The organism is uncultured Salinibacterium sp. (assembly GCF_963974405.1).
Lineage (GTDB): Bacteria > Actinomycetota > Actinomycetes > Actinomycetales > Microbacteriaceae > Rhodoglobus.
The window spans coordinates 781,843-804,391 of record NZ_CAXBBH010000001.1 but is presented as its reverse complement, the minus strand read 5'-3'; the positions used below and the strand labels follow the sequence as shown (position 1 = coordinate 804,391).

The 22,549-nt window shown below is 60.5% G+C and carries 19 protein-coding genes and 1 pseudogene; 7 read left to right on the top strand and 13 right to left on the bottom strand.

Annotation, left to right across the window (positions count from 1 at the left end):
* Window positions 1-25 precede the first annotated feature (25 nt).
* From AACZ26_RS03925 to AACZ26_RS03915, 3 genes are read left to right on the top strand one after another with little or no spacing between them, the layout of a single operon-like run.
* Window positions 26-472 (top strand): FMN-binding protein, encoded by a 447-nt coding sequence (locus AACZ26_RS03925; protein ID WP_339619290.1) that lies wholly within the window; start codon window positions 26-28, stop codon window positions 470-472.
* Window positions 456-1,316, top strand: coding sequence for an FAD:protein FMN transferase (locus AACZ26_RS03920; RefSeq protein WP_339619288.1), 861 nt, complete (start codon window positions 456-458; stop codon window positions 1,314-1,316). Before AACZ26_RS03925 ends, AACZ26_RS03920 begins: the two co-directional genes overlap by 17 nt.
* A complete protein-coding gene (locus AACZ26_RS03915) occupies window positions 1,313-2,821 on the top strand; it encodes an oxidoreductase (protein ID WP_339619286.1) in 1,509 nt (502 codons plus the stop codon). The genes AACZ26_RS03920 and AACZ26_RS03915 overlap by 4 nt, the downstream gene beginning before the upstream one ends.
* Here the strand turns inward: AACZ26_RS03915 and AACZ26_RS03910 are convergent.
* The 6 genes from AACZ26_RS03910 to AACZ26_RS03885 all read right to left on the bottom strand — a co-directional run bounded on the left by AACZ26_RS03910 (window position 2,818) and on the right by AACZ26_RS03885 (window position 9,526).
* Window positions 2,818-4,698, bottom strand: a complete 1,881-nt coding sequence (locus tag AACZ26_RS03910) for a heavy metal translocating P-type ATPase (protein ID WP_339619284.1) — start codon at window positions 4,696-4,698, stop codon at window positions 2,818-2,820. The genes AACZ26_RS03915 and AACZ26_RS03910 overlap by 4 nt on opposite strands.
* A 92-nt stretch (window positions 4,699-4,790) precedes the next feature.
* A complete protein-coding gene (locus AACZ26_RS03905) occupies window positions 4,791-5,285 on the bottom strand; it encodes a pyridoxamine 5'-phosphate oxidase family protein (protein ID WP_339619282.1) in 495 nt (164 codons plus the stop codon).
* Between the two features lie 120 nt (window positions 5,286-5,405).
* Window positions 5,406-5,837, bottom strand: a complete 432-nt coding sequence (locus AACZ26_RS03900; RefSeq protein WP_339619280.1) for a hypothetical protein — start codon at window positions 5,835-5,837, stop codon at window positions 5,406-5,408.
* Window positions 5,834-7,186 carry a serine/threonine-protein kinase gene (locus tag AACZ26_RS03895; protein ID WP_339619279.1) on the bottom strand — a complete coding sequence of 451 codons (1,353 nt, stop codon included), beginning with the start codon at window positions 7,184-7,186 and terminating at the stop codon, window positions 5,834-5,836. Before AACZ26_RS03895 ends, AACZ26_RS03900 begins: the two co-directional genes overlap by 4 nt.
* A gap of 51 nt (window positions 7,187-7,237) precedes the next feature.
* Window positions 7,238-8,089, bottom strand: a complete 852-nt coding sequence (locus AACZ26_RS03890; protein WP_339619276.1) for an NAD-dependent epimerase/dehydratase family protein — start codon at window positions 8,087-8,089, stop codon at window positions 7,238-7,240.
* A gap of 222 nt (window positions 8,090-8,311) precedes the next feature.
* Window positions 8,312-9,526: an NADP-dependent isocitrate dehydrogenase gene (locus tag AACZ26_RS03885; protein WP_339619275.1), complete on the bottom strand. Its 1,215-nt coding sequence runs from the start codon at window positions 9,524-9,526 to the stop codon at window positions 8,312-8,314.
* A gap of 105 nt (window positions 9,527-9,631) precedes the next feature.
* Here AACZ26_RS03885 and AACZ26_RS03880 point away from each other — a divergent pair, with 105 nt between their 5' ends.
* The 4 genes and pseudogenes from AACZ26_RS03880 to glpK all read left to right on the top strand — a co-directional run bounded on the left by AACZ26_RS03880 (window position 9,632) and on the right by glpK (window position 13,101).
* Window positions 9,632-10,084 carry a GNAT family N-acetyltransferase gene (locus AACZ26_RS03880; RefSeq protein ID WP_339619274.1) on the top strand — a complete coding sequence of 151 codons (453 nt, stop codon included), beginning with the start codon at window positions 9,632-9,634 and terminating at the stop codon, window positions 10,082-10,084.
* A gap of 59 nt (window positions 10,085-10,143) precedes the next feature.
* Window positions 10,144-10,458: an MGMT family protein gene (locus tag AACZ26_RS03875; RefSeq protein WP_339619273.1), complete on the top strand. Its 315-nt coding sequence runs from the start codon at window positions 10,144-10,146 to the stop codon at window positions 10,456-10,458.
* Between the two features lie 296 nt (window positions 10,459-10,754).
* A pseudogene (locus AACZ26_RS03870) lies at window positions 10,755-11,515 on the top strand (MIP/aquaporin family protein).
* Between the two features lie 71 nt (window positions 11,516-11,586).
* Window positions 11,587-13,101: a glycerol kinase GlpK gene (glpK, locus tag AACZ26_RS03865; RefSeq protein WP_339619271.1), complete on the top strand. Its 1,515-nt coding sequence runs from the start codon at window positions 11,587-11,589 to the stop codon at window positions 13,099-13,101.
* 117 nt (window positions 13,102-13,218) lie between these two features.
* On the opposite strand, the gene AACZ26_RS03860 is transcribed toward glpK, so the two are convergent.
* The 7 genes from AACZ26_RS03860 to dhaM form a co-directional block, all read right to left on the bottom strand.
* The gene (locus tag AACZ26_RS03860) at window positions 13,219-15,024 is read right to left on the bottom strand and encodes an ABC transporter ATP-binding protein (protein ID WP_339619269.1); all 1,806 of its coding nucleotides are present in this window, start codon (window positions 15,022-15,024) and stop codon (window positions 13,219-13,221) included.
* Entirely contained in the window at window positions 15,021-16,727 is a 1,707-nt protein-coding gene (locus tag AACZ26_RS03855) for an ABC transporter ATP-binding protein (protein WP_339620625.1), read from the bottom strand. The genes AACZ26_RS03860 and AACZ26_RS03855 overlap by 4 nt, the downstream gene beginning before the upstream one ends.
* A gap of 271 nt (window positions 16,728-16,998) precedes the next feature.
* Window positions 16,999-18,198, bottom strand: a complete 1,200-nt coding sequence (gene ddaH / locus AACZ26_RS03850) for a dimethylargininase (protein WP_339619268.1) — start codon at window positions 18,196-18,198, stop codon at window positions 16,999-17,001.
* Between the two features lie 96 nt (window positions 18,199-18,294).
* Window positions 18,295-19,896, bottom strand: a complete 1,602-nt coding sequence (purH, locus tag AACZ26_RS03845; protein WP_339619267.1) for a bifunctional phosphoribosylaminoimidazolecarboxamide formyltransferase/IMP cyclohydrolase — start codon at window positions 19,894-19,896, stop codon at window positions 18,295-18,297.
* Between the two features lie 4 nt (window positions 19,897-19,900).
* Window positions 19,901-20,485 carry a phosphoribosylglycinamide formyltransferase gene (purN, locus tag AACZ26_RS03840; protein WP_339619266.1) on the bottom strand — a complete coding sequence of 195 codons (585 nt, stop codon included), beginning with the start codon at window positions 20,483-20,485 and terminating at the stop codon, window positions 19,901-19,903.
* A 9-nt stretch (window positions 20,486-20,494) separates the two neighbouring features.
* Window positions 20,495-21,709 (bottom strand): DUF6350 family protein, encoded by a 1,215-nt coding sequence (locus AACZ26_RS03835; protein ID WP_339619264.1) that lies wholly within the window; start codon window positions 21,707-21,709, stop codon window positions 20,495-20,497.
* A gap of 102 nt (window positions 21,710-21,811) precedes the next feature.
* Window positions 21,812-22,546, bottom strand: coding sequence for a dihydroxyacetone kinase phosphoryl donor subunit DhaM (dhaM, locus tag AACZ26_RS03830; RefSeq protein ID WP_339619262.1), 735 nt, complete (start codon window positions 22,544-22,546; stop codon window positions 21,812-21,814).
* Window positions 22,547-22,549 lie beyond the last annotated feature (3 nt).

The window sequence follows — 22,549 nt, the reverse complement described above, 5'->3', positions numbered from 1 at the left end:
ACACTCGCCAATCTCTGGGAGCCCCATGCGCAGCCTCACCGATAACAAAACCGTCGTAGCCCTCTTCGCTGGTGTCACCCTCGTGGGTGCACTATCCGCGTGTTCATCACCGAGCACCGGATCTGACAGCGGCTCGGCCGACGTCAACGCACCCGATGCCGTCACCGGTGCCGACTACACCGACGACACGTACACCGAGTCGGGCGACTACACGTCGCCCAACGGTGCCGAACAAGTGGATGTCACCCTCACGCTCGAAAGCAACGTTGTCACTGACGTTGAGGTTGTTGGCCACGGCGATAACCCCAACACCAAACAGTTTCAAGGCGAGTTCATCGGCGGAATCGCTTCAGAAGTCGTCGGCAAAAACATCGACGAGCTTTCCGTCGACAAAGTAGCCGGATCATCACTCACGAGCGGCGGCTTCAACAAGGCCGTCGACGCGATCAAAGCAGATGCTCTCGCCGAGTAATCAGTTTGACGCCATCGGTGCGCCGTGGCAGATAGACACCGCAGAGCCCCTCGGCTCTGATGTAGAAGCTGCCATCGCGCACCGAATCGAACTGTTCGACCGCACCTATTCTCGGTTTCGCGACGACTCGCTCGTGAGCGAGATCTCCCGCACGCCAGGCACTTACACGTTTCCGGCGGATGCTCCCCCACTGTTTGAGCTTTACCGCCGCCTCTACGACGCCACGTCTGGCAGCATGAGCCCGCTCGTGGGCCGAGCATTGGAAGAGCTCGGCTACGACCGCACCTATTCACTGCAGCCCGCCACTAAACGCAGTCGCGTGCCTGAGTGGCACGAAGCCATCAGCTGGAACGGCAGCGAGCTCACGACCCTGACGCCCGCCGTGCTCGACGTCGGCGCCGCCGGCAAGGGTTATCTCGTCGATCTCGTGGCCGAGGTGTTGGCCGAGCACGGAGTCAGTGCCGCAACCGTGGACGCGAGCGGAGATATTCTGCATCGAGGCAACGACACATTGCGAGTCGCTTTGGAGCATCCGCTCGACACGAGCAAAGCGATTGGTGTCGTGAGCGTCAGCAACCAGGCTGTTTGCGCTTCAGCCCCGAATCGTCGGGCGTGGGCGGGGCTCCACCACATTCTGGATGCGCGCAGCGGTCTGCCCACCGAGCGCATTATCGCGACGTGGGCGATAGCTCCTACGGCTCTCGAAGCTGACGGACTCGCGACAGCACTTTTCTTTGCCGAGCCCGCCGCTCTCGCCGTAGAGTTCAATTTTGAGTGGGTACGGATGCATTCAACCGGCCGGGTAGAGTACTCGCCGGATCTCACCGGAGAAATATTCCTATGAAACGCTGGCTTGACAGATCCCTCGGCGCAATCGCCATGTACAAGCTTGTGCTCGGCAGCCTCGCCGCTCTCGCGGTGGCCTCGATAGCTCTTGCGTTTTTCGATCTGATCTCACCCGATCCCTTCGCGTTGCTCGCGAGCCTGCCTGTCGCTGTCGCGTTTAGTTGTGGCGCGAGTTGGCTCGGCGCTCGAATCGTTCGGCAGCGCGCGCACCTCGAATCGTCGGTTATCACCGGGTTTCTCGTCTTCTTCATCATGGCTCCGAGCATGCAATTGGATGGCCTGCTCGCCATCGCACTCGCGTCGACCGTCGCCGCGGCATCCAAGTATCTGCTTGCATTCCGCGGGCGCCATATCTTCAATCCAGCCGCCATCGGGGCCTACGTTTTCATCTTCGTTCCGCTCGGTTTTCCCACCTGGTGGATCGGAACGCCCTGGCTGCAGCCCATCATTGTCGTGGCCGCTTTTCTGGTTCTGTACCGCACCCAGCGCCTTGACCTCGGGCTCACTTTTGTTGTCGTGGCTGCGAGCATCCGCATCGCTCTTACCCTCGCTAACGGTGGCGATCTTGCCGAGGCGCTCAGCTTCACGTTCGCCTCATCGCAAATGATCTTCTTCGTCGGTTTCATGCTCAGCGAACCGCTCACCTTGCCGCCGCGGCGCTGGCAACGCCTGAGTCTCGCCGTGCTCGTCGCGCTACTCTTTGCGATTCCGTTCTCGATCGGCCCTGTCTTCAGCGACCCGCTCCTGGCGCTGCTCATAGGAAACCTCATCGCCTTCGCGTTCACTCAGCGCCGCACGATTCGGATGTCACTGGTCGAGAAAGTCGAGCTCGTCCCGGGAACGTGGGAACTCACCTTCGCCCCGCACCGCTCTATCTCGTTCCGTGCCGGTCAGTACATCGAGCTCTCGATCCCGCACGCCAAGGCAGATTTCCGTGGCGTCCGTCGGTACTTCACCATTTCGTCAGCGCCCGATGCCGGCGGCATGATTTCTGTGACCTTTACAGCGCCAGAAAAATCGAGCAGTTTCAAAGCCGCTCTCTTATCGCTTCCGCGCGGTTCTCAAGTCAACGCCACCGGCATTTGGGGTGACTTTGTGTTGCCACGTAACACTGACGAGCCTCTCCTTTTCGTCGCTGGCGGCATCGGTGTCACTCCCTTTGCAAGCCACATTGCCCACGCCCATCGTGAAGCCGAGGGCCGAGACATCGTGCTTGTGTACGCGACCTCAAGCTCAGAACCGCTGCCGTTTAGTGAACCGATCAGCGAAACCGATACCCGCGTAATCGTGTTTGGGCCGCAATCAGCTGCAAGCCTCCCTCAGGGCTGGGTGCGCGGTGGCGAGGGCCGAATGAGCGGCGACGCACTCTCTCAACACATCCCCGACTTGCGCGATCGTCGCGTGTACCTCTCGGGGCCACCGGCGCTCGTTAACGACCTCAAGTCAGCGCTCCGCACGAACGGTGCCAAGCGCATCCACACCGACTACTTCTCGGGGTATTAGCGAGCTGACGTCACGCTCTTACTCGTCGCTGTTCGGGTGGTAGGGATCTCACGCCCACGTCCGAGCGCCCGCAAGGCGTTGAGAATCGTCACCAGATCCACAACCTCTTGCAGCCCCGCTCCGACCACAGCCGGCAGCGCCCCTGTCATGGCGAACAGCATGAGGCCGATGCTGATGGCAATACCGATCCAGATGCTCTGCAGCGCGATGTGCACCGTGCGCTGGCTGACTTTGATTGCCGACACGACCCGGTAGAGGTCATCGACGAGAAGCACGACGTCGGCGGACTCACTCGCGGCAGTCGACCCTTTCGCTCCCATGGCGATTCCCACATCGGCGGCGCCGAGCACGGGAGCATCATTCACGCCGTCGCCCACCATGACGACGGGTCGAGGAGTCGTGGCCTGCACGATGCGCACTTTGTCGTGCGGCAAGCACTCGGCATGCAGTTCACTGATCTGCAGTTCGTCGGCGACCTTGCGCGCCGTTTGCTCTACATCGCCGGTGAGCATCAAGGTGTTCTGGATGCCCAGCGCCCGCAGTTCGGTCAGAGTACGCGCCGCTTCCGGCCGCACGGCATCGCGCAGAATGATCGCCCCGGCATACTCCTGATCGATTCCGATATAGACCGCCGCTTCACCACTTTGCAATTCCAGACGCGTGAGCCCCGGAGCGTGCTCTGCAACAAACGCTGGTTTTCCGACGGTCACAACCCTCGACCCGATATGAGCCTGCACTCCGTGCGTGGCGACCTCACGGGCATCCACAACCTCCGCTAGAGCGAGCCCCCGCTCCTTTGCGGCGTCGACAAGGGATGCCGCAAGCACGTGCGAAGAATACTGCTCGGCCGCGGCTACCAGTGCGAGCAGTTCGTCGGCGCTTAGCCTGCCAGTCGGACGTACCTCTACGACAACAGGATGTCCGCTCGTGAGGGTGCCAGTCTTGTCAAAGACAACCGTTTTTGCCCGGGACAGAACCTCAAGCGTTCCGGCATTTTTGACCACGACGCCATAGGTCGACGCACTAGACATCCCCGCCATGAAGGCAACGGGGGCAGCGATCAGAAGCGGGCACGGCGTCGCCACTACGAGAACTTCGGCGAATCGAACGGGGTCGCCCGAAACCCACCACGCGATCGCACCCAAGGCAATCGATACGAGAGTAAAGGGCACGGCGTACCGATCGGCAAGACGCACGATCGGCGCTTTGCTTTGCGTCGCTTCGGTGACGAGTTCGACGATTCGCTGATACTGGCTGTCGGATGCTCGTGCGCTCGCCTGCACCGTGACAGCTTCTGGCCCATTCACCGATCCGCTCAAGAGCGGATCGCCTTCGGCCTTCTCGACCGGCATGCTCTCGCCCGTCAACGATGACTCATCGACGGAAGTGGTGGCAGACACGAGCACAGCATCCACTGGCACAATCTCCGAGGGGCGAACGACGAGTCGGTCGCCCACCTCGACCTCAGTGGCAGGAATGTCGATGATGTCGCCTGACTCGGTCACCTGGTGTGCTGTCTGAGGCACCCGGTTCAGCAGCGCGTTCAGTTCTCGCTTGGCCCGCCCCGCCGCAAAGTCTTCGAGCGCTTCCCCGCCCGTGAGCATCAGCACGATGACGAGGCTCGCCCAATACTCGCCGACAACGGCTGTCGCGACGATCGCCGTGACCGCAAGCACGTCGAGACCAAACTGCCCCCGCAGGAACTTTCGGACCATGAGAACTGCCTCGCGAGCAGCAATCACGAGTGCGTAGAGAGAAAGCAGCCACGGAACGATGCCGGCAGCTGGAGTCCAATTAAGCGCGAGTCCCACCACGCCAACCACGGCAGTGAGCGCGACGAGCGGGTAGCGGCGCACTGCCGCGCGAATAGTTGGCATGCCCTCGTTATACTCCCATTCGCCGCATCCGGCTAGCGAGCACAGCCTGCCCTTGGCAGTGAGGGCTGAGGGCAGCCCTCCTCAGATGACCTCTAGACTGCGACCGACTCGGATGAGCCAGTCTGCGGCTCATCCCCCGAAACCTTTGCGGCGAGCACCCCGACGAGGGTTGCGACCTTGCCCGGGCTCTCCCAGTACTGTGCCGACTCTCCCGTGACGTGGATGAGAACAACCGAAGGATCGGTCTCGCCGTCCTCGAACCACACATCGGTAAACGTGTTCCAGAGTTCCGTCTTCTTGGCCTGATCGCGAACGACCTCAGCCGAACCTGCGAGTGAGAGCCACTGCGAGGAGCCAGAATAAGAAACATTGACGTGCGGGTGTGCTTCAAGCTGCTGCACAGCATCCGCATTCTCGGAGGCAAGGAACCAGCAGTCTCCGTTGAAGTCCGCTTCCTGCACTGTCATCGGGTGACTGTGCAGAGCGCCGCCAGCTTCGACCGTGGTCAGCATCGCGATTCGAGTGCTCTTCATGATGGACCGGATGGTGTCGAGCTGGTCTGCTGTTGCTTGGGTCTGAGATGACATGGTATCTCCAATTCGTCGACGGTTGCGCAGTTGTGCTGCCCTTCGACGGTAGGCAGCGAGTCTCTACGCCACCCGAGTACTAGCCGAAGGTTGAATGAGAGCGCGGGGCGGTAGCGAAACCTAGTCGTTTTTGTTGCCCTTGTCGTCTTTGTTGCCTTTGTTGCCTTTGTCTTCGTTGCCGCCCTTGTCGTCTTTGTCGTTGCCATTTGCCGGATCTGCAGTCGGTGTCGGTTCAGGCAGTGCCGCCGTAAGGTCAGCGCGCACAAGATCGAGAGACGCTTGAATTCGAGCACTCCGCTCAGCCCCTATGGCACCGGTCGAGGTGTTTTCATTCAATTGCTCTTGGAGCACATCGAGCGCCACCAACGCAGCAGCCGGGTCACCCGCTGCTGCGGCATCAGTCACGTCCGCCACCGATGATTGCAACAGCGATGCTGCATCAGTGTCGAACTCAGACGAGCTCGGCGCACAAGCATTCAGCGACAACGCGAGCACGAGTGCCGCACCGGCCGCGACGATACTCCTCGGAAGTCCTAGTGTTTTGAGGTTCATGGCTCCACGCTCTCTTGAAGCTGTTCGAGGTGTGTTCCGAGTGGGCCAGGCACCGCCGGATATTCAGGGGACTCAGTCTCTGATTGGGCGGCCGACTGATTCTGGATGGTCGACCAGGCGACCGTTCCCACAGTGAGCACGAGAACGATTGCCACCACGACGCTGAGCTTCGTGACGCTGTCGCGCTTGAGCCTGAGCTTTCGTCTCGGCGACGCCATGGTAGACGACGCCGTGGTAGACGAGGTCGCTGCCGGTGAGGTTGATCGCGAAGCCCCTGAGTCGGGCGAAGCTGCCGGCACGGCCCAGGCCTCTGTCGCTTGAGTATCGACGCGGGTATAGGCCTTGGTAGCTGCGAGCCCTGCAGTAGCGAGCTCTGTGGCTGCGAGCTCCACGGTTTCGAACTCTGCTGCCTCAGCTGCTTCGCCTTGAGGCGGAACGAGCGATCGGGTCGGCACCACTTCGATCGTGTGCACGCCCTCCATTGAGTAGGCAAGCGCCCGCAGTGCAACCGCGACGTCCATCGGAAGCGGACGTCGCTCAGCATCCAGAGCCGTCATGCTAACCAGCACGTCTCGCCATTCCGGGCTGAGAGCATCCGAGACCTGAGGCGAAGTGTTCAGTCGTGCAGCGATCGTCTCGATTGCGGTTCCCGGAAAGGCGTCTTTGCCCGTTAGCGCTTCGAGCAAAACGAGACCGAGCGAATACACATCGGATGGCCCCAACGCTTCACCACCGCGCGCTTGCTCGGGGCTGAGGTAACTCGCGCTGCCGATGATGGTTCCCGTCGACGTCATTTTGGCGCCGTCAACAAGTCGAGCGATCCCGAAGTCTGCAAGCTTGGAATGAAACTGGCGGTCGGGAAGTTCTGAACTCGCCAGCAGGATATTGGCGGGTTTGACATCCCGGTGCACGATTCCCCGAGCGTGCATGTAGTGGAGCGCTTCGGCAATGTCAGCGCCGAGGTGCGCGACCAGTTGCGCCGGCAACGGCGCTGTCATCACTTCACGCAGGTTAGGACCATCCACGAACTCCATGACAAGAAACACGCGATCTGCGACTTCAGTCGGCTCCGTTACCGCGTCGAACAGGGTCACCAAGGCGTGATGATTGAGTGCCGCAAGAGTCTCGACCTCGTTGCGCTGTCTGCGGAACTCATCCGGATCGGCCATTCCTGGCAGCATCAGCTTGAGCGCAACTTCTCGGGGAAGAGATTCATCGAGGGCACGATAAACCGAAGCCATTCCGCCGCGACCGATCAGCTCCGTAATGCGATAACGGCCGCCAATCACAGTGTCGATGAGTGCGTCATCCGACGGGGAGGACGAGTGAGAGTGTTTGACTGTTGGCACGCGAACCCCCTTAGTTGTGCTCGGGAGAGTTTAGACGAGTTCTCTGGGACGCTAGCTATGGCGAACGCCCGCTCCCGCCAGCACGGCCGTATAACCTTCGCGGTAGCTCGGGTAAGTGAACGAGAAGCCCGTGGCTCTCAGAAGGTCATTGCGGCAGCGCTTGCCGTGCCCCCGGGCATCACTCGTTACGTCAGCGCTCAGCGGCGGCACCGGGCGGCTGATGCTGCGAGCCAAAAATTCGATAATCTCGCGTTGATCGCTTGGCTCATTGTCCACTCCGACGTAGAGGCTGTCGGGTGATGTCCTCATGGTGGCAAGGTGCACGATAGCTTCTGCGGCATCGTCGCGATGAATCAGATTCGTGAACCGCGGCGTTGGCGACATCGCTTCCCTGCCCTCGCGAATGCGGTCAATCTGCCGCGTGCGACCGGGGCCGTAGATTCCCGCCAGTCGCAGAATGGTGGAGTTCTCGACGCTCTCGGCCAGCAGCAATTCGGCTTCGCGCAAGACGGATGCTGTGCCCGAGACCGGGTCCGCCGGCGTCGACTCATCGACCCAAGAACCATCCTCGATGCCATAGACCGCGGTGGAGGAGATATAGATCACTCTCGGCGCGACCGCACAGTCGGCTCGAATCGCGTCAGCAATGTTGCGCACGCTCTCGACATAGGTGGCACGATAGCCATCTGGCGTTCGCTCATCCGGGCTCACCGCAATCATGACGACGCTGGTGTCCGAGGGCAGCGTCGGCACCTGCACGGACAGGTCAACTGATTGCCCAGTGATCTCCGGGGGCAGTTTTTCAACCGAACGTCGCAATCCCATGACCGGATGCCCCAACGCCGCAAATCGAAGCCCGGCCTCGGTCCCCAGGTCGCCGCATCCTGCTAGAACAATGGTCATTGCTGTCTCCTTACGCCGCACCGAGTGGTGCTCTCCAGCCCTGAGCGAGCGGGCGGAGAAGTCGCGGCTGAGGTCAAGCGTAACCAGAGAGACCTGTGTTTTTTCCTTTCCTTAGAGTTAAACGAAAGAGCCCGGAAGCTCAAGCTTCCGGGCTCTTCATGAACACGCTGATCTCAGTGAGGTGCAGCAACTCACGCGAGTCGCGCTAGCGCGACGGGCAGGTTACGCCAAGCGCGTTGCGAGGTTCTTGTCGAGAGTGTCAAGGAACTCTTCGGTGGTTTCCCACTTCTGGTCCGGTCCGACGAGCAACGCGAGGTCCTTGGTCATGTGACCGGCCTCGACCGACTTGATGACGACATCTTCCAGAGTCGAAGCGAAGTCCACGAGTTCCTGGTTGTTGTCGAGCACACCACGGTGAGCGAGTCCACGGGTCCACGCGTAGATCGATGCGATCGGGTTCGTGGAGGTGGGCTTGCCCTGCTGGTGCTGGCGGTAGTGACGAGTCACGGTGCCGTGAGCTGCCTCTGCCTCCACAACCTTTCCGTCTGGCGTTGCCAGAACGGAAGTCATGAGACCGAGCGAGCCGAAGCCCTGAGCAACAGTGTCGGACTGTACGTCGCCGTCGTAGTTCTTGCAGGCCCAGACGTAGCCGCCCTCCCACTTCATGGCCGAAGCGACCATGTCGTCGATGAGGCGGTGCTCGTAGGTGAGGCCTGCGGCGTCGAACTTCTCTTTGAACTCGGTCTGGAAGATCTCTTCGAAGATGTCCTTGAAGCGACCGTCGTAGGCCTTGAGGATCGTGTTCTTCGTCGAGAGGTACACGGGGTAGTTGCGCGAAAGACCGTAGTTAAGGCTTGCGCGAGCGAAGTCAACGATGGAGGAATCGAGGTTGTACTGGACCTGAGCGATTCCGTCGCTGGGGGCGTCGTAGACCTCAAACTTCATGGGCTCAGAGCCGTCTTCGGGAGCGAACTCTACGGTCAGCTTTCCCTTGCCCTTGAAGAGGAAGTCGGTAGCGCGGTACTGGTCACCGAAAGCGTGACGGCCGATGATGATCGGCTTGTTCCAGCCGGGAACCAGTCGCGGGATGTTCGAGATGATGATCGGCTCGCGGAAGATAACGCCACCAAGGATGTTGCGGATGGTGCCGTTAGGACTGCGCCACATCTTCTTGAGGCCGAATTCTTCAACGCGGGCTTCGTCGGGGGTGATGGTTGCGCACTTGACGCCGACACCATGCTTTTGGATGGCGTGAGCCGCATCAATGGTGATCTGGTCGTCGGTTGCGTCACGGCTTTCGATGCCGAGGTCGTAGTACTCGAGGTTGACGTCGATGTAGGGGTGGATCAGGGTGTCCTTGATCCGCTGCCAAATAATGCGCGTCATTTCGTCGCCGTCGAGTTCGACGACGGTGCCTTCTACCTTGATCTTGGACAAGCTTTGCTCCTTAGTTTGTGGCCTCTACCAGCTTACTCTTTTTCCTAAGTATCTCGACATCGAGATACCTTGGCGCATCTGTCTACCGCGGGTTAGCCTGTATCCATGGGTGAGCTAAGACTTGAAGAATTATCGGCAAGCACGATCGTGGCTGCCAACAACCTCTCGCTGCGACGCGGGCAGGAACAATTCGTCACTCCACCCTCCTACGCAATCGCGGACGCTTTCATCGACCCGTTGACCTCGTGGCCCCGCGTTGTCGTCGACGGCGACAAGGTCGTTGGCTTTGTTCGCGGCAACTTTGACCCCAACGCTTCTCAAGAAGAATTCCGCAGCTGCATCTGGCGCGTCAGCGTTGCCGGCGATGAGCAGGGTCAAGGAATTGGCCGCTTCGCGGTAAAGGCTCTCGCCGAAGAAGCTCGCAGTCGCGGCTTTGATCGCATCACCGCAATCTGGGAAGAGGGCGACGACGGCCCCGAGCAGTTCTTTCTCAAAGTTGGCTTTAAAATTGTGGGCGAAACCCAGTACGGCGAGAAGCTCGGCGAGTACACGCTCTAAAGCGTGACTGGGCACTCATTTCCTCCCCACAACAATTCCCCACAGATTCAGCGCTTGCCATGCCCGCCCCCAGCGACGATTTCGTGAGCCGCGTGCTCGAAGTCGTCGACTCGATTCCGCCCGGACACGTGATGACCTACGGCGAGGTGGCTGCCACAATCGGATCGCGAGCAGCGCGCGCTGTCGGCACCGTGATGGCCCGCTACGGTTCCGATGTGCCGTGGTGGCGCGTCATCCGTTCGGGCGGGCATCCACCCCTCGCTCACGAGGATCGAGCGCTCGTGCACTACGAGGCTGAATCCACGCCACTGAGATGGATGCCCGACGGCAGTTATCGCGTCCAACTGCGGCTAGCGCGGCACCGCCCGCTTTAGTGCCTACAGGCCTTTCGCTGATAGCGCCGCGCCCCCTGACCCGTTGTGATTGTTCACTGCACGTTCGTGCACGCGGCGCGAAACGAGCGGGTTTGCCTGCTGCCCCCGAGACCCCTTGAGCGCGGGATTTCATGCGTTTCACACGCCAAAAACATGAACAACCCGGGAATAGTGCACCAACGTGCAGCCTAAAACCCTGTCAATAGCAAGCGAATGAGACTACCTTTTCAATCGTTGGGAAACTGCCGTAAAACAGAGTCGCGCAGACAACATCACTGGAGATAAGGACGGTCAATGTGGACAATCTAGGCGCAATATTTCTGTCGGAGCTGGTGGGTATACTGCCCTCCTGGTCCTCTTGGGTACGGGTGTCGTAGCCAACGTAGCCCTCGCTAAAAACAAGGGCTTCAACGGCGGCTTCCTCATGGTCAACTTCGGTTGGGGTCTCGCCGTCTTTGCCGGTGTGATCGTCGCGTACAACTCTGGAGCGCACATCAACCCGGCCGTCACGCTCGGGCTTGTGGCCAGCGGAGCGACCGAATTCAGTCTCGGTGTCGCTGTGACCGTCGGTTCGGTGCTCACGTACATCGCCGCCCAGTTGCTCGGTGCAATCATCGGTGCCGTCTTCACGTGGCTTGCCTACAAGCAGCACTTTGACGATGAGCCGGATGCTGGCGCGAAGCTCGCTGTCTTCTCCACCGGTCCCGCGATTCGCAGCTACGGCTGGAACCTTGTAACTGAGATCATCGGCACTTTCGTTCTGGTATTCGTCGTTATCGGATTCGGTCGCCAAGACCCGGGCGGCGGACTTGCTGCCCTCGGCGCTCTCCCGGTAGCTCTTCTCGTTATCGGTATCGGTGCTTCGCTCGGTGGTCCCACCGGCTACGCCATCAACCCAGCTCGAGACCTGGGCCCGAGAATCGTTCACGCCCTTCTTCCTATCAAGGGCAAGGGCTCGAGCGACTGGAGCTACTCCTGGGTTCCCGTCGTCGGCCCCATCATCGGTGGTGTTCTTGCCGGACTGCTTTCGGTCCCGCTGCTCCCCATCGTCAGCTAGCTGAAGCAGACCGCAGGCTCCCTCGATTGGGTCTGCTCCCCCGTTAATGAACTGAAGAAGGAGACAGTCATATGAGTAACTACATCTTGGCAATCGACCAAGGAACCACGAGTTCCCGCGCCATTATTTTCGACAAGGCCGGTTCGGTCATCTCGATGGGTCAGCTCGAGCATGAGCAGATCTTCCCGAAGGCCGGCTGGGTAGAACACGATCCTCAAGAGATCTGGACGAACACTCGTGAGGTCATCGGTAAGGCGCTCTCCACCGCGAACCTTACGCGTCACGACATCGCCGCAGTCGGAATCACCAACCAGCGCGAAACTGCCGTTGTGTGGGATCGCACTACCGGCAAGCCGATCTACAACGCCATCGTGTGGCAAGACACTCGCACGCAATCGATCGTTGATCGAATCGCCAAGGACGGTGGAGTTGAGCGCTTCAAGAGCATCGTCGGTCTGCCCCTCGCCACCTACTTCTCAGGGACCAAGATTGCTTGGATCCTCGAGAATGTCGAGGGCGCTCGTGAGAAGGCCGATGCTGGAGAGTTGATGTTCGGCACCACAGACACTTGGGTCTTGTGGAACCTCACCGGAGGAATCAACGGTGGAGTGCACGCTACTGACGTCACCAATGCCAGCCGCACGCTCTTCATGGACCTCGAAACTCTGGAATGGCGTCAGGACATCCTCGACGTCTTCGGGGTTCCTGCTTCCATGCTTCCCGCCATCAAGAGTTCTTCTGAAGTGTATGGAACGGCTGAATCGAACAGCTTGCTTCGTGAGGTTCCCATCGCGGGAATCCTCGGAGACCAGCAGGCTGCAACATTCGGCCAGGCTGCGTTCGATGCCGGAGAAGCTAAGAACACTTACGGCACCGGTAACTTCTTGATCTTCAACACCGACACCGAGATCATTCACTCCAAGAACGGGTTACTCACGACGCTCGGCTACAAGCTGGGCGACGCTCCCGCGCACTACGCACTGGAAGGGTCAATCGCTGTAACGGGTTCGCTGATCCAGTGGTTGCGCGACAACTTGGGAATCATCAAGGATGCAGCCGAGGTCGAAACTCTCGCGAAGACCGTCGACGACAACGGCGGGGCATACTTCGTGCCGGCGTTCTCGGGACTGTTCGCTCCCTACTGGCGCTCGGATGCTCGTGGAGCCCTCGTGGGACTAACTCGCTTTGTCAACAAGGGACACATTGCTCGCGCCGCGCTCGAAGCTACCGCGTTCCAGACGCGCGAAGTTCTCGATGCCGTGAACGCGGACTCCGGCGTCCCCCTCACTGAGCTCAAGGTCGATGGTGGAATGATCGCCAACAACCTGCTCATGCAGTTCCAAGCTGACATTCTGGGCGTACCCGTTGTGCGCCCGGTTGTTGCCGAAACGACAGCACTCGGCGCGGCCTACGCTGCAGGCCTCGCAGTCGGCTTCTGGGATGGCCTCGATGACCTGCGCAAGAACTGGCAGGAAGACAGCCGTTGGGAGCCCAGCATGGGCGAAGACGAGCGCGAACGACTGCTCCGTAGCTGGAAGAAGGCTGTAACGAAGACCTTCGATTGGGTAGACGAAGACGTCGACTAGTCTTCCCACCCTCCACAAGAGGCCGGTGCCGTGCGCGAAAGCGCATGACACCGGCCTCTTGTGGTTTTACCCCACGGGTGGTCGATCGATTTCGACGCCGTGAACAAAACTGCCGGACTACACGAGGGAGTTGCGCCACGCCGCGTGCAGTTGGGCGAACTTTCCGGAGCCTGAAATGAGATCCTGCGGCGTGCCATCTTCGATCACGCGACCATGCTCCATGACGAGCACACGGTCGGCGATCGCGACCGTCGAGAGTCGGTGCGCAATGATGACGGCGGTGCGATCGGCGAGCAGCGTTTGAAGGCCAGCCTGCACGAGTCGCTCGCTCGGGATATCGAGCGACGCTGTCGCCTCATCCAGAATGAGCACAACAGGATCAGCAATAAACGCTCGCGCGAACGACAGCAATTGTCGTTGCCCGGCACTCACCCGGCCACCTCGCTTGTTGACATCGGTGTCGTAGCCGTTGGGTAGGGCTTCGATGAATTCGTGCGCCCCCACTGCCTTTGCCGCGGCGATAATCTCATCTCGCGTGGCGTCGGGTTTGCCGAGCGCGATGTTGTCTGCCACGTTGCCCGAGAACAAGTACGCCTCTTGAGTGACCATCACAATGGCGCGGCGAAGATCTTTCGGATGCAGCTTGCGCAGGTCAACGCCGTCGAGCGAAACAGCGCCCTGGCTGGGGTCGTAGAAGCGCGAAATGAGCTTCGCTAGCGTCGACTTTCCCGCGCCCGTTGTGCCCACCATCGCGATGGTCTGCCCAGCAGACAACTCGAGATCAAACTTCGGCAGAATCACCTTGTCAGAGTTGTAGGCAAACTCGACTCCATCGAACAACACCGTTCCCTTGGCCTTACGCAGGTCAATCGGGGTCGTGGGGTCAGCGACTGTCGGGCGCTCTTCGAGCACTCCCGAGATCTTCTCGAGCGCTGCGGCTGCAGACTGGTAGGAGTTGTAGAACATCGCCATCTCTTGCGCCGGAGCGAAGAACTGACGCGCGTACAGCAGCGCACCCAACAACGCACCGATCGCGAGATCACCCTGCGAGACCCGCAGTCCGCCGACTAGCAGAATCATGGCGAGAGCAACGTTGCCGATGAGAACGAGACCCGGGTCAAAGATTCCGAACAATTGGATGACACGGGCGTTGGCATCCCGGTAATTCTCAACGAGCCCACCGAACTGTTCCTTGTTGCGCTCCTCTTTGCGGAATGCTTTCACCGCTCGAATGCCGGTCATGGTTTCTACAAAGTGCACGATCAGCTTGGCTGAAGTCGTGCGCGTCTCGCGGAAGTGGAGTTGCGAGCGCAATTGGAACCAGCGCGTCAAGAACGCCAGCGGCACAAGAGCGCAGAACAGAATGACGCCGCTCACCCAGTCGAGGGAGAACATCGCGATGGCGATGAACCCCATGTAGAGCGCGCCCTGAACGAGTTGGTTGATGCCCGAGTCGAGCAGTTCGCGAATTGCATCGAGGTCACTCGTTTGGCGTGCGATGATGCGGCCCGAGGTGTAGCTCTCGTGGAATTCGAGGCTCAGCCGTTGGGTGTGCAAGAAGACGCGCTTGCGTAGGTCAAAGAGAATCGCTTGGCTCACGCGCGCGCTCAGCACGGTGTACCAGGCAATCATCGTGGCACCCGCAATACCAGTGAGAAGGTAGGCGCCTACCGTGAGCCCGAGCGGCAAGGCATTGCCGTCAATCAGTGCAGGCAAGGCTCGGTCAATACCGAACGCGATCAGCGCAGGGCCAGCAACTTGCGCGGCCGTGCTCACGACAACGACGACCATCGTAAGAATTACGCGGCCACGTAAGGGAGCGATTAACGAGCCAAGCAGTCGCAGCGAACGCTGGCGAATCTGGCGGCTTTCCTCTTTGGTGTAGTCGTTACGCTCTTCGCCAGAGGTTCCCATCACGCTCATGAGCTGACCTCCTGTTCTTCCTCTTCAAGACTGGATATGACATAGCGATAGTGGCTGCTGCTGGCCAGCAGATCGGAGTGCTTTCCGACCGCGGTGACCTTGCCATCTTCGAGAAGAGCGACACGGTCGGCGAGCATCACAGTGGATGGCCGGTGGGCGACGATGAGCGCCGTTGTGGAACTCAGCACCTTGCGCAATGCCGCCTCGACAAGGGCTTCTGTGTCAACGTCGAGCGCGGAGAGCGGATCGTCGAGCACGAGAACGGCAGGTTTCGCCGCGACCGCGCGAGCGAGCGCCAAGCGCTGCCGTTGGCCGCCAGAAAGGCTCAAACCCTCTTCGCCCACGAGGGTGTCGAGCCCCGCGGGCAGGTCATAAACGAAGTCGGCCTGCGCGATGCTGAGCGCCTCACGCAATTCTTCTTCGTTTGAGTCGGGCCGCCCCATGAGTACGTTTTCGCGCACGCTCGATGAAAAGAGCGTGGCGTCCTCAAAGGCCATGGCCAGATGACGACGTAACTCAACGAGAGTGAGGTTGCGGATGTCGACTCCGTCGATGCTGATCGACCCTTCCGTCACATCGTAGAGACGCGTCGTGAGAGCCGTGATCGTCGATTTTCCTGAACCCGTGAGCCCCACAAGGGCCATCGTTTCGCCCGGTTCGATGCTGAGGTTGATGCCATTGACGAGATCAGGAACGTTCGCGGGCGAATCCGGGTAGCGGTAGTGCACGTTAGTGAACTCAAGCTGGCCCTTGCTCTCCGTAATCGTTTCGGGGTTCTCGGGGTCAGTAATGGGGTTCTCGGAATCCATCACTTCAAAGAAGCGGTCGGCTGCCGTGCGCGCGTCGAACGTCATCGAGAGCAAGAAGCCGATCGATTCCACGGGGAAGCGCAGTACTGTCGCGGTCGCGAAGAAGGCGACAAGGTCACCGGCGGAGATGTTGCCTTCCACGACAAGCCATACCCCTCCCAGGAGGCCAAGCGCGAACATGACGTCGGGAACGAGCAGCAGCCACAACCAGATACCGGCGATAGCCCGAGCTTTTTCAATCTCGGTGCCTCTCAAACTTTCGGCCTGAGCCGAGAATCCGATGAGGGCGTGCTTTCCGCGCCCGAAAGCCTTCAACACGCGGATGCCGTGAACCGACTCCTCGACGGCGGTTGCGAGGTCACCGGTCTGGTCTTGGCTGCGGCGGGCGACGATCGAGTACTTCTTTTCGAATACGTAGCCGTAGATCCACAGCGGAATCGACGTCACGATGAAGATGACCCCGAGCACCCACGAGATGTTGACGAGGAAGATGAGCCCGACAATGATCGTGAGCACGTTCACGACGAGCAGCACCAAACCGAAGGACAACCAGCGGCGGATGAGGTTCAAATCGCTGACGGCTCGCGACAGCAATTGGCCACTGGGCCACCGATCGTGGAAACTCACGGGCAAATGCTGCAGCGTCATGTAGAGCGTATTGCGCATGCGCGCTTCGACATGTGTTCCTGGCGTGAGCACGAAGTAGCGACGCAACGCAATCATGATCGCTTCGACAATGCCGAGACCCAGAACGATACCGAAGGCCGGCCAAATCTTGCTCGAGTCCCCTGACTGGAGCGGGCCGTCTACCAGCGAACGCAGCACTTGCGGGATGAGCAGCGCCACGACTCCCGCCACTAGCGCGGCGGCCATTCCCAAATAGATATGCGGCATCGCCGGCTTAGCGTAGGGATAAAGACGGCGGATGGCCGCAAAAGTGCCGACCGCTTTGACACGCGTGGGCTGGGCAGACTCGTGAGACAACGTGGTTCCTTGACGAAAAGGGATCACCGTAAGCGATGATCGAGATTATTGCTGGTCGCTACCGTGCGACAGTGAACCGCTGCATTTCGTCGAACCGACGCGGAGCAGACAGCCTTTTAGAATATGCCTGCCCCGGCCTAACCGCAATCATTGTCGCTAAATTTTTTGACAGAGTCTCAATTCAGCGAATGCGGACGGAGAGGCACGTAACGCAGCCCTCCATCTTCTCAAACTCTGACACGTCAACCGTGACAACGCGATACCCGAGGTTCTCGATGAGTGCGGCAGTCTGGGGGGCTGAGGACGACATGAGCACAGCATCATCCGAAAGCACGACAACAGCTGCGCCCTCGGCCTCTGGAACGGCCAAGAATCGGTCGTAGAGATCAACATTGTCAACGAGGTCGGGGTAACCGATGATCGTGCCGTCGGGAAGTGCCGTTACACCGCTCTTGAGGTGCAGCACCTTCTCGATCGGCACAGCGATCAGTGTGTAGCCGAGCGGCGTCACGATAGCCCGGAGTTGGCGGATACCTTCAGCGTTCGTGCGACCACCGCGGCCGACATAGACCGTTGAACCCACCTTGAGAACGTCGCCACCATCGAGCGTGCCTGGCTGTGTGATCTCGTGCAGTTCGATGCCCAGCTCAGTGACGCTCGAGCGAACAGCATCAATCTCAGGCTGGCGGCTCTCGGCGCCCGGGCTCGTGAGCACAGCGACGTCGCCAAACATCACAACGGTGTCTTCGATGAAGACCGAGTCGGCAAGCTCGTCGGCGGCGGGTACCTCGATGGTTTCGAAGCCGTTGGCCTTGAGCGCTGCGACATACCCTTCCCACTGGGCATCCGCGAGTTCGGCGTCGACAGGCACTCGGTCGAGGTGCGTCAGTTCGCCATCGGCCATGCGTGAGGATGGCGCGCGCACGAGAGCGGTGAGCTGGGTGGGCTGAGTCGTCGGCACTGCCAGAGCAGCCCAGACACGACGACCAACGGTGACCGCCGCGACGATGGTCGCGACCACAAAGATGAGGTTCGTTCCCAAGAGACTGGCCAGAATGAATGCCATGGCCTCCGGGTTCCATTCGGCTCCCGACGCGATGATGCCGAGCGCCGTACCGAAGAAGGCAGACGCAATACCGACGACAAGGCCGGTAACCGCAGCGGTGTACCAGAAACGGTTAATTTCCAGGGCGGCAGCCAAGGAGTACAGCACGAACAGCACGAGGGCCATCGGCAAGAAGTACTCGGCGATCGTCGGCAGATTCTCTGCCGCGGCACCGTTCGCCGTGAAGAACGCCAAACCTGTTGCGAGGTAGACGGTGCCTGCGACGGCAAGTCCTGAAATAAAAGCTGCGCCGAAGCGCCGTTTCACACTGATCATGTGCCCAAACCTATCTGTCGGATTCTATGCATTCGCCTTGAAGACATTCGAGCGGTTCGCCGCGGACGACGACAGCAGAGGGCGAAGCATCCGCTATTAGTGGAAGAAGTGACGCTCTCCGGTGAAGTACATCGTGACACCAGCTTCAATCGCCGCCGCAATTACTTCTTCATCGCGAATGGAACCGCCGGGCTGAACGACCGCGCGAACACCCGCGTCGAGCAACAACTGGAGCCCGTCAGCAAAGGGGAAGAACGCGTCGCTCGCCGCAACAGAACCCTTGGCCCTGTCACCCGCCCGCGAAATCGCGAGCTGGCATGAGTCAACGCGGTTGACCTGCCCCATACCAACGCCAACGGACGCCCCGCCGTTAGCCAGCAAGATCGCATTCGACTTCACAGCGCGCACTGCTCGCCACGCAAACTCGAGGTCAGCGAGCGTCTCAGCATCCACGGCGTCCCCGGCAGCGAGCGTCCATGCGGAGGCGGGAGAGAAATGCGCATCGAGCTCTTGCACGAGCATTCCGCCTGAGATTTGGCGCAGCTCACGGCTGTCGCGGGCGTAGCCTTCGGGCAGCTGCAACAGGCGAAGGTTCTTCTTAGCCTTCAAAATCTCCAGCGCTTCCGGCTCAAAGCCGGGAGCAACAACAACCTCGGTGAAGATCGGCGCGATCGACTCTGCGGCGGCCTTCGTGATGATTCCGTTGGCTGCGATGACTCCGCCGTAGGCCGAGATTGGGTCGCACGCGTGCGCCAAGACGTGAGCTTCGGCGATGCTCGCCGCAGTGGCGATTCCGCACGGGTTAGCGTGTTTGATAACCGCAACGGCGGGAGTGTTGTGGTCGAACGCGGCGCGCAATGCGGCGTCGGCATCCACATAGTTGTTGTAGGACATCTCTTTGCCACCGAGCTGCGTAGCCTGCGCGATTCCGGGCTGGGCAGCAACACCGTAGAGGGCTGCCTCCTGGTGCGCGTTCTCGCCATAGCGAAGCACCGCGAGCTGATCGGCAGCCACGTCAATGTGAGCGGGAGTCGTCGGGGCGGATGCCGCGGCATCCGTCTCGCCGAGAAATGCGCCGGTCATGAACCAGTGCGACACTGCGGTGTCGTAGGCGGCGGTATGAGCGAAAGCCTGAGAGGCGAGAGCGTAGCGCTGCGCGAACGTCGTTCCCTCGCCTGCTGCCGCATCCATGATCTCGTCATAGCTGTCGGGGCTCGTGACGATTGCGACGTTGGCGTGGTTCTTGGCAGAGGCGCGCACCATGGCGGGGCCACCGATATCGATCTGTTCCACGATGTCGGCGGGAGCTGCGCCTGAGGCGACGGTCTCAACGAACGGGTACAGGTTCACGACAACGAGGTCGAAAGCTTTGATGCCGAGATCCGCAAGCTGAGCCTCGTGCGACTCGAGGCGCAAGTCAGCGAGGATGCCCGCGTGAACTGCGGGATGCAGGGTCTTGACCCGGCCATCAAGCGACTCCGGGAACCCCGTAACGCTTGACACCTCGGTGACGTCGTAGCCCGCTTCAGCAATCGTCTTCGCTGTGGAACCGGTCGAAACGAGCTCAACACCCGCATCAGCGAGCGAGCCAGCAAGATCGAGCAGGCGTGACTTGTCGCTCACCGAAATAAGCGCACGGCGGATTGGAACGACGTTACGCTCGCGGAAATCGGCAGGGTTGTGGCTAGGGCCGCTCATGGATTCAGAGTTCCTTTAGGTTGATGCGATTGGTGGCAATGTCTTCGATCGTCTGCACGAGCAAGCGCCGCTCGACCGGCTTGATGCGGGCGTGCAGGTGGTCTTCGGTATCCCCTGGCTCGATCGCAACGCGCTCTTGCACGATGATCGGGCCGCTATCGACACCGTTGTCGACCTTGATAACACTGGCACCGGTCTGAGTCGCCCCGGCGGCAAGAGCATCACGAACCGCATGCGCTCCCGGAAACTCGGGAAGGTACGCGGGATGCGTGTTGATGATGTTGGGCGAAAGAGCCTCAACAACACGAGGCGGCAAGAGCTTCATGAACCCGCTCAGCACCACGAGATCGGCGTTCCAGAACTGAATCTGCTCCAGCAGTTCGTCGCCCCACTCGTCACGATTCTCGAAGTTTGACATCGCAACGGAGAAGGTGGGGATGCCGTAATTCTCGGCATGATCAAAACCATCGGCAAGGCGGTCAGCGCCTACAGCAATGACGCGAGCCGGAAAGTCAGGACTCTCGGCCGCTTCGAGCAGGGCGGCGAGGTTAGACCCGCCCCCAGAAATCAAGACAACGAGTGTGAGCACTCAGCCAGCCTAGCGGTCAGTGAACCCAGCTTCCGCGCGCTCCGGACGCGCCGAGGCGAGTAGCCCGAGCCCCGCCGCGAGAGAAAACTCCACACAGGCCCACGCTGCGACTATCCACGGCTGCGGGCCGACATCCATGAGGCGTCCCGGGCCGGCAGAGCCCGCGGATGTCCAGGCGAGAAGCCCAATAATTGTTGCGGCTGTGGCACCGATGCCGACCGCCACAATAGCGAGCTCCCGTCGGCGGAGTTCGCCCGCAATTCGTGGTCCGAGCACTGCCGCGACCAAGAACCCAACGACGATCGGGGCGAGCAGGCCAACGAACCCAAACACAAACTCCCCTCCGGGGAGCGCGCCCAGAATCGGGATCGCCGGAATCGGCCCCAGCGTCGTCGCGAGCGGAGAGACCGCAGAGCCTGTGCCAATCGCAAAGCCAGGGCCAATCAACCACGACGCGACCCACACCACAATGTTGGGAAGAAGCGCGAGTTGGCCGATAGTGACGGCAACTCCCCCGAGCACCTCGGTGTGCAGGCCCTCATACAGAGTGATGATGTCGGCGAACGAGGTCACGATTGCGGCGGTCGTCACGAGTGACGCAACGGTGATCAATCCCGCAGCGGCGATAGCACCGCCACGCAGCGAAGTCGACACGATTGTGCGAACGTGAGCCGGCCATCCCGCAATCCAGCGTCGAATACCGCCAGACACCGGTTTGCTCGCTGACACAATTTGAGTGCCAATCAGGAGACCGAGCGCAAAAACTAGAGTGGGCAGAAGGCTGCCCTGCCAGAGCGAGGGGCGCGCAACCGGGTGCAGTGTTGACAGCGTCAGCACGAGCGACGCCAGGCCGAAAGTCACGAGAGAAGCGAAGGTGCCGACGATCACGTGCGGTGTCTCAGCGACGCGGCGACCAGCACGAATGCCCAACAAGAGGGTGAGCATGGCGAAGCCCAACAGCGCCATCGTGATTGTGACGGGAGTTTTAGCTTCGGGCAATCCAACCGAACTGGCAACAGCGGGGTCAAGAACCACCGTGATGTCGGTGCCGTGACCAACCAACCAGATGTCAACGGCAGCGCGCCAGAACACTGTCCAATCGATTGCGAGACCGTAGTGGATGCCCCACAACAGCGTCAGCGGAACCAGCGGAATTGCGATCCCAATAGCGACAACGAGGAGCGCCTCGAAGGCGGCGAAGAGGAGGGTGAGCTGGCGATTCATGTCGTTGCTGAGAGTACCTCGCCGCCCCCTGAAGAGTGCTGCGGCCTACCGCAAAGCGGAGATCTCCCAGTGGAGAATCCATCAGGCAGCACTCTGGGGTTGCTAGCTGGCGAGTTCGCCGAACCCGTCGCGCGTCATCTCCAGCAGGGTGTCAATCGCCTGTTGCGCAGCAGCGCCGGTCGCCGAATATGCGACAACCTCGTTCTGCTTTGCCCCGAGCGACATGATGCCGATCAGGCTGTTCGCCCCCACGGGGCCCTTACCCGTCGTAATGTCTCGAATCGTCACTTTCGCATCGAGACTCGCGAGCCTTTGAACGATCGCGGCGGCCGGTCGAGAGTGCAGACCATCGGGATTCACAAGAGTCGCCTCAGCGGTGACAGCGTCGGAAGCCGCAACGGCAGACTCGGCAGGAGCGACCGTGGATTCCGCAGTCGACGCTGCTCCTTCGTCAGCGAGTTGGCTTCGCTTCGGGCCAAGAGCGGCCCGCGCTTCGCGATCAACTTCATCGAGCGACGCGCCTGCATTAGCGAGCACAATCGCCGCGATAAGTCCTTCGACGAACGGAGCATCTGTGAGCCGCACTTCATCGCTCGTCGTCATGAATTCCGTGGCCATCGTGCCGCTCAGCACGGCTGACCCGAGATCCATGAAGACGAGAACGCCTTCACCGCTGGCCACCTCGTCGATTGCCTCGGCAACCTTCACGGCATCCGTACCGATGATGCCGTCGCCAGCACCTGCGGCAATCGCAATCGGGGGCGGAGTCTCCCCCACCATTTCGAGAGCAAGATCCACCGCCGCTCGCGCGAGCGCAGGACTGTGACTTACCACCACGAT

Bases quoted from the DNA above. Each gene is read 5' to 3' on its own strand.
- AACZ26_RS03890 (WP_339619276.1), bottom strand. From the start codon at position 8,089: ATGACCATTGTTCTAGCAGGATGCGGCGACCTGGGGACCGAGGCCGGG.
- AACZ26_RS03910 (WP_339619284.1), bottom strand. From the start codon at position 4,698: ATGCCAACTATTCGCGCGGCAGTGCGCCGCTACCCGCTCGTCGCGCTC.
- AACZ26_RS03925 (WP_339619290.1), top strand. From the start codon at position 26: ATGCGCAGCCTCACCGATAACAAAACCGTCGTAGCCCTCTTCGCTGGT.
- AACZ26_RS03905 (WP_339619282.1), bottom strand. From the start codon at position 5,285: ATGTCATCTCAGACCCAAGCAACAGCAGACCAGCTCGACACCATCCGG.
- purH (WP_339619267.1), bottom strand. From the start codon at position 19,896: ATGAGCGGCCCTAGCCACAACCCTGCCGATTTCCGCGAGCGTAACGTC.
- AACZ26_RS03915 (WP_339619286.1), top strand. From the start codon at position 1,313: ATGAAACGCTGGCTTGACAGATCCCTCGGCGCAATCGCCATGTACAAG.
- AACZ26_RS03920 (WP_339619288.1), top strand. From the start codon at position 456: ATGCTCTCGCCGAGTAATCAGTTTGACGCCATCGGTGCGCCGTGGCAG.
- AACZ26_RS03880 (WP_339619274.1), top strand. From the start codon at position 9,632: ATGGGTGAGCTAAGACTTGAAGAATTATCGGCAAGCACGATCGTGGCT.
- AACZ26_RS03855 (WP_339620625.1), bottom strand. From the start codon at position 16,727: ATGCCGCATATCTATTTGGGAATGGCCGCCGCGCTAGTGGCGGGAGTC.
- ddaH (WP_339619268.1), bottom strand. From the start codon at position 18,198: ATGATCAGTGTGAAACGGCGCTTCGGCGCAGCTTTTATTTCAGGACTT.
- AACZ26_RS03900 (WP_339619280.1), bottom strand. From the start codon at position 5,837: ATGAACCTCAAAACACTAGGACTTCCGAGGAGTATCGTCGCGGCCGGT.
- AACZ26_RS03860 (WP_339619269.1), bottom strand. From the start codon at position 15,024: ATGAGCGTGATGGGAACCTCTGGCGAAGAGCGTAACGACTACACCAAA.
- AACZ26_RS03835 (WP_339619264.1), bottom strand. From the start codon at position 21,709: ATGAATCGCCAGCTCACCCTCCTCTTCGCCGCCTTCGAGGCGCTCCTC.
- glpK (WP_339619271.1), top strand. From the start codon at position 11,587: ATGAGTAACTACATCTTGGCAATCGACCAAGGAACCACGAGTTCCCGC.
- AACZ26_RS03875 (WP_339619273.1), top strand. From the start codon at position 10,144: ATGCCCGCCCCCAGCGACGATTTCGTGAGCCGCGTGCTCGAAGTCGTC.